Source organism: Hymenobacter agri, assembly GCF_054778495.1.
In genome coordinates this window covers 1-5,359 of sequence record NZ_BAAGZM010000285.1, presented here as the reverse complement: position 1 = coordinate 5,359, position 5,359 = coordinate 1, and the positions used below count along the sequence as shown (strand labels likewise).

The 5,359-nt window shown below is 61.5% G+C and carries 7 protein-coding genes and 1 pseudogene; 3 read left to right on the top strand and 5 right to left on the bottom strand.

Annotation, left to right across the window (positions count from 1 at the left end):
* Nucleotides 1-719, top strand: a pseudogene (locus tag ACYVDE_RS13830) (aminomethyl-transferring glycine dehydrogenase); the annotation flags it as partial.
* Between the two features lie 87 nt (nucleotides 720-806).
* Here the strand turns inward: ACYVDE_RS13830 and ACYVDE_RS13825 are convergent.
* Entirely contained in the window at nucleotides 807-1,136 is a 330-nt protein-coding gene (locus ACYVDE_RS13825) for an SH3 domain-containing protein (RefSeq protein ID WP_460502130.1), read from the bottom strand.
* 241 nt (nucleotides 1,137-1,377) lie between these two features.
* On the opposite strand from ACYVDE_RS13825, the gene ACYVDE_RS13820 reads away from it, so the two are divergent.
* Nucleotides 1,378-1,983: a DUF4136 domain-containing protein gene (locus tag ACYVDE_RS13820; RefSeq protein WP_460502129.1), complete on the top strand. Its 606-nt coding sequence runs from the start codon at nucleotides 1,378-1,380 to the stop codon at nucleotides 1,981-1,983.
* 76 nt (nucleotides 1,984-2,059) lie between these two features.
* Here the strand turns inward: ACYVDE_RS13820 and lipA are convergent, their stop codons facing one another.
* Both lipA and ACYVDE_RS13810 read right to left on the bottom strand, forming a co-directional pair.
* On the bottom strand, nucleotides 2,060-2,953 hold the full coding sequence (gene lipA / locus ACYVDE_RS13815) for a lipoyl synthase (RefSeq protein ID WP_460502128.1): 894 nt from the start codon (nucleotides 2,951-2,953) through the stop codon (nucleotides 2,060-2,062).
* A gap of 186 nt (nucleotides 2,954-3,139) precedes the next feature.
* Nucleotides 3,140-3,901: a hypothetical protein gene (locus tag ACYVDE_RS13810; protein WP_460502127.1), complete on the bottom strand. Its 762-nt coding sequence runs from the start codon at nucleotides 3,899-3,901 to the stop codon at nucleotides 3,140-3,142.
* A gap of 145 nt (nucleotides 3,902-4,046) precedes the next feature.
* Here ACYVDE_RS13810 and ACYVDE_RS13805 point away from each other — a divergent pair, with 145 nt between their 5' ends.
* Nucleotides 4,047-4,457, top strand: a complete 411-nt coding sequence (locus tag ACYVDE_RS13805; protein ID WP_460502126.1) for an OsmC family protein — start codon at nucleotides 4,047-4,049, stop codon at nucleotides 4,455-4,457.
* 59 nt (nucleotides 4,458-4,516) lie between these two features.
* Here the strand turns inward: ACYVDE_RS13805 and ytxJ are convergent, their stop codons facing one another.
* Nucleotides 4,517-4,858 (bottom strand): thioredoxin family protein, encoded by a 342-nt coding sequence (ytxJ, locus tag ACYVDE_RS13800; protein WP_460502125.1) that lies wholly within the window; start codon nucleotides 4,856-4,858, stop codon nucleotides 4,517-4,519.
* Between the two features lie 121 nt (nucleotides 4,859-4,979).
* Nucleotides 4,980-5,359, bottom strand: a 380-nt coding sequence (locus ACYVDE_RS13795) for a hypothetical protein (protein ID WP_460502124.1), incomplete at its 5' end; no start/stop codon positions are given.

Below are 5,359 nucleotides of genomic sequence, written 5' to 3'. Positions count from 1 at the left end.
TGCCCGGCCACGCCGTGGTGCCCGTGGAGGGCCGCGACCACGGCTCGGTATCGGCCGCGCCGTGGGGCTCGGCCAGCATCCTGCCCATCAGCTACGCCTACATTTCGATGATGGGCGGCGACGGCCTGCAGCGCGCCACCGAAACGGCCATTCTGAACGCCAACTACATCAAGGCCCGCCTCGAAGCCCACTACCCGGTGCTCTACACCGGCAGCTATGGCCGCTGCGCCCACGAGATGATTCTGGAATGCCGCCACTTCAAAAAGGCCGGCATTGAAGTCGAAGACATTGCCAAGCGCCTGATGGACTACGGCTTCCACGCGCCCACGGTGAGCTTCCCCGTAGCCGGCACGCTCATGATTGAGCCCACCGAAAGCGAGAGCAAGGCCGAGCTCGACCGCTTCTGCGACGCCATGATTTCCATCCGCAAGGAGATTGCCGAGGTGGAGTCGGGCAAGGCCGACGCCAAGGAGAACGTGCTGAAGCACGCCCCGCACACCGCCGCCACCGTGCTCGTGCACGACTGGACGCGCCCCTACTCGCGCGAGCAGGCCGTGTACCCGATGGAGTACGTGCGCGCCAACAAGTTCTGGCCCAGCGTAGCCCGCATCGACTCGGCCTACGGCGACCGCAACCTGATTTGCAGCTGCACGCCCATCGAGGAGTATGCCGACCAGCAGGAAGAGCTGGTGCAGGCCGACAAAGGCCCGTCGTACTAACGCCCCGCAGTAGCCCGACGCACAAAAAAGCCTCGCCGAAACCGGCGAGGCTTTTTTGTGCGTCGGGCGCAGCGACAAGTGCCGCAGCTACTTCTTTTTGCGGTTGCCGCGCTCGTTGCCCCGCTCACCGAAGCAGCGGCGGTCCATGTAGCCGGTTTGCGTCTGGCCACCCTTGTCGAGGCGCACTTTCACGAAATAGGCGTTGATGGTATCGGTAACCTGCACTTCGTTGCCGGTGGTAGTTTGGGCGAGCACCGCCGAGTTTTTGGTCATGCCATCATACACGGGGCAATCGACGATGGTATTGTAGGCGACGGGGGCACGCTCCACGCCCCCCTTGTTCAGTTCATCGCGGGAGGCGGTGCAGGCCGTGGCCAACCCGGCCGCGGCCACTAAGAGTAAAGCTCTGCTGTTCATTAATAAATCGAGAAACCGGAGGATGTAATTGGCGGGTAAGGTAGGACAAAATCCGCTTAATTCAATAGTAGGCAAGCATAATTAGTGCGGCGCTGGTACGGCAGCAGTTTTTTGGCAGCGCGTAGTAAAATGTGAACGCCGGGTTGCCATTTTCCGTTAATGCAATAGCCGCCTGCCCCCGTTCGTTCGGTCTGATAAACGGCCTGTTAGGCGCTCCATCCACTTGTTCTTTTATCGCCATATGAATCGCATCACCCGTTATCTGGCTCGCCCGGCGGCACTAGCCGCCACTGGCCTGCTTCTGCTACTGGGGCCCGGTGGCTGCACGCCGGCTGCCCGCGTGGGCGTCACCAACGACTTTGACCACGCCGTTAACTTCCGGGCCTTCAAAACCTGGTCGTGGTATCCGCAACAGCCTAAAGACGCTGAAGGCGGCCCCGCCAAAGGCTACGAATCCTTCCTCGATAAGCGCATGCGGGCGGCCGTATCGGCCGAGCTGGCCGCTAAGGGCCTCACCGAGGTAGCTCCCAATGCCGCCCCCGACATTTATGTAGCCTACAGTGCCCGCGTCGAGGATAAGCAGCAGGTATCGCCCTACTACAATGGTCTGGGCTACCCGTATGGCTATGGCTACGGCTATTATGGCCGCGGCTATGCCCCCGTGACGCAGTACAAGGCCGGCACCGTGGTTATTGACATCGTAGATGCCCGCCGCAAAGAGCTGGCCTGGCGTGGTACCGGCCAGGCGCAGGTAAACCAGAATACCATCGACGAAGCCGAAACCCACCGCATCGTGAACGGTATTCTGAGCACTTATCCGCCGCAGGACAACAATGCCCGCCGATAGTGCAGGCAGCCGTTCCCAACAAAAAAGCCCACTTAGCTAAGTGGGCTTTTTTGTTTCTATCTCCATGCCAGATACGCTACACCGGCACATTCACGTGGCGCTCGGCGTGGTAGGAGCTGCGCACCAGCGGGCCACTTTCCACATACTTCAGGCCGCGCTTCAGGCCCTCTTCCTTGTAGTGAGCAAACTGGTCGGGGGTGATGAACTCGGCCACTTCGAGGTGGCGCTTGGTGGGCTGCAGGTACTGGCCCAGGGTGAGGATGTCGAGGCCATTGGCCACGAGGTCGTCCATGGCCTGGTACAGCTCGTCGGGCTTTTCGCCCAGGCCCAGCATGATGCCCGACTTGGTACGGTGGCCGGCCAGCTTGGTGCGGCGAATCTGCTCGAGGCTGCGGTCATACTTGGCCTGCGGGCGCACGAGGCGGTAGAGGCTGCCCACGGTTTCCACGTTGTGCGAAATCACCTCCTGGCCGCCCGAAATCATCACGTCGAGCGCGTCCCAGTTGGCTTTTACGTCCGGAATCAGGGTTTCGATGGTGGTGCCGGGCGAGAGCTGCTTGGTGAGCACCACGGTGTCGCGCCACACGCTGGCGCCACGGTCCTTCAGCTCGTCGCGGTTCACGGAAGTGATAACGGCGTGCTTCACTTTCATGAGGGCAATGGCCTCGGCCACGCGGCGGGGCTCGTCGAGGTCGTACTCGGTGGGGCGGCCGGTGGCCACGGCACAAAACGAGCACGAGCGGGTGCAGATGTTGCCCAGAATCATGAACGTGGCCGTGCCGGCGCCCCAGCATTCGCCCATGTTGGGGCAGTTGCCGCTTTCGCAGATGGTATGCAGCTTGTGCTCGTCCACGAGGCGGCGCACGGCGGCGTATTCTTCGCCCACGGGCAGCTTCACGCGCAGCCAGTCGGGCTTGCGGGGGCGGGCGGGAGCAGCCGTTTCGGGCTGAATAACGGGCAGGTCAATCATTTTAATAATGAAGAAGGAGGAATGAAGAAGGAGGAATTACCTCGGCCCATTCAATACTAAGCACTAACAAATTTACGGCGCAATTGATGCGCCCGACCCATCGGTGCTAACCAGCATCAGCAAAATTCTTCATCGCTCATTAGCGCCGCCTTTCTTCGGTTCTCAATTCTTCAATTAAGCGCAGCGTTAGGAGCGGTGCCCGAAGTAAAGCGTGAGGTATACCGACGGAAAAAACTGGTGGTTGAGCCTGTCTTCCGTCAGGTTGGGGTCGGGGGCGAGCATCACCATGCGCTTGGTGAAGGCCTCTACCAGAAAGCCCAGTTCCAGCCCGGCCACCGCATCGCGGTAGCGGCCATACTCGAAGCTGAGCGCGCCGCGCAGGTGTGCGCCGGGCACCACCTTCGTTTGGCCAATGCCGTTGAACAACGGGCCATGGTCGAGAATGGCCAGCTCCACATTGTGCTTGTTGGGGTCGAATTGCTCGGTAACGATGTCATCGTTCGCCAGATTGATGACGTTGCCGCCGTTGCGGGCAAAAGTGTAGTCGTAAGTAATGTGATACGGCATGAGCAAGCCCAGCGACGGGCCCACGCTCGCCAGCCCGTTTACCTGCACCCCGGCATCGGCCGCTTTGCGGAACAACACCCGCTGCAGGCCGAACGAAGGACGCAGAACAAACCCGTAGTTGGTTTTGCTGCGGATGTATGTCCCACCGGCGACCGTGTTCTCGCGCTGCTCCTTGCCCGTATTCTTCAGCATGACGCCTTCCAGCATCCAGAAGCGCAGGTTGCGGTCGTCGAGCACCCGCGATGACCGAATGGATGCACCGCCCAGCAGCCCGCCCTGAGTGTTGAAATTAATGCCGAACACAAACTCCTTGTGGTAGGACTGCTCGTCGGAAGGCACTAGCGGCACTCCTCCTGCCTGCAGCGGCGCCTGGGCCCGCACCGCACCGGCGGTGGCCAGCAGCGCCAGGCATGTCAGTCGCAGGCCGCGTCCAATCGACCCTAAGCCCGCCCCGGGCCGTGCGGAACGAGCCGCGGCGTGTAAATTAGCTGTTGAAATCATGATGCCTTAAAGGTAACTCTCTGACTTGAAGAACACCGCCACCGCCCGCTACGCCGGCCACCTCCGCACCGAAGCTACGCATACTGCCTCGGGTAACGTTATTCAGACCGATGCCCCCGTCGATAACCACGGCCGGGGCGAAGCCTTCTCCCCCACCGACCTCGTGAGCACCGCCCTGGGCTCGTGCATGATGACGGTGATGGGCATTGTGGCCGAGCGCCACAACTGGGACCTGGTAGGCAGCAGCTTCGCCGTGGTGAAGCACATGAGCACCGAGCCTCCGCGCCGCATCGCGCAAATCGACGTGACATTTACGCTGCCTGCCACCCTGACGCCGCAGGAGCGCACGTTGCTGGAGCGTGCTGCTCATACCTGCCCGGTGGGCCTGAGCCTGCACCCGGAGGTACGGCAAAACATTGTATTTGAATACAAATAATAAATGAATGGGTGCCCTGGCAGCGCATCAGATAGCTACGCTGCCAGGGCACCCACTCATCACTTCACCGCCGCCTGCACGTCGCTGAGGCGGATGCCCATGTGCGAGGCATCGTAGGTGCATTCGCCGTCTTTGATGAGCAGCAGCTGCGGCGACTCGTGCCGCACGCCAAACTGCTCGGCAATCTGGGCCGAGATGGGGCGGAAGCGCAGCAAATCGAGGTAGTAGATGGGCAGGTTGAGGCCGCTATCGGCCCACTGACGCTCAATTTTGCCTTTGGCCGCGGCGCTGATGGAGCAAGTAGTGCTGTGCTTGAAAATGAGCACCGGCTGCTCGTGCGAGGCCTGGGCCAGTTCGGTCAGCTGTTCGGGTTGGGTAAGGGGAAGCCAGGGAGTGGACATTCGGGTTGGTTGGGCTTGATTTAAGTAGGCGAAAAACAGGAAGCCAGTATCGTACGGAATCGCCGCAGCTAGTCAGGCTATACTACAACAACCGGCGGGCAGTTGATTCCCCCAGACAGGGCTACTTCTTTTTTTCTTTTTTGACTTCCGGCGCTGGCGGACGCTGAATGGCCGTTTTGCGGCGCATGCCCAGCAGGCCGGGCGGCTGCACGTTGGGCGCGATGCCCGTTTTATAGTCGTATTCGGGGTTGGTAGCCGGGCGGGGCTCATTGCTGCCGCCGCGCTTCAACTGCTCGGGCGTGACGGTCAGGTGGCTGTCTTTGTAGGGCGAATCGGTGGCACGGGCCTCACGCAGGGCGCGGCGGTTGGCCGCCCGGATGCGGCCCGGCTTTTCCTTCACAATCTGGGCCCGGGCGGCCGGAACCAGCCCGCCAACCAGCAGCAACACCAGCAGCAGCCCGATACCGCAGCTACGGCTTGCTCGTGGGGCCGGCATCGGGC

What these genes read in the sequence shown, in the direction of transcription:
- ACYVDE_RS13825 (WP_460502130.1), bottom strand. Translation starts at nt 1,136, where the DNA reads ATGAACAGCAGAGCTTTACTCTTAGTGGCCGCGGCCGGGTTGGCCACG.
- ACYVDE_RS13820 (WP_460502129.1), top strand. Translation starts at nt 1,378, where the DNA reads ATGAATCGCATCACCCGTTATCTGGCTCGCCCGGCGGCACTAGCCGCC.
- ytxJ (WP_460502125.1), bottom strand. Translation starts at nt 4,858, where the DNA reads ATGTCCACTCCCTGGCTTCCCCTTACCCAACCCGAACAGCTGACCGAA.
- lipA (WP_460502128.1), bottom strand. Translation starts at nt 2,953, where the DNA reads ATGATTGACCTGCCCGTTATTCAGCCCGAAACGGCTGCTCCCGCCCGC.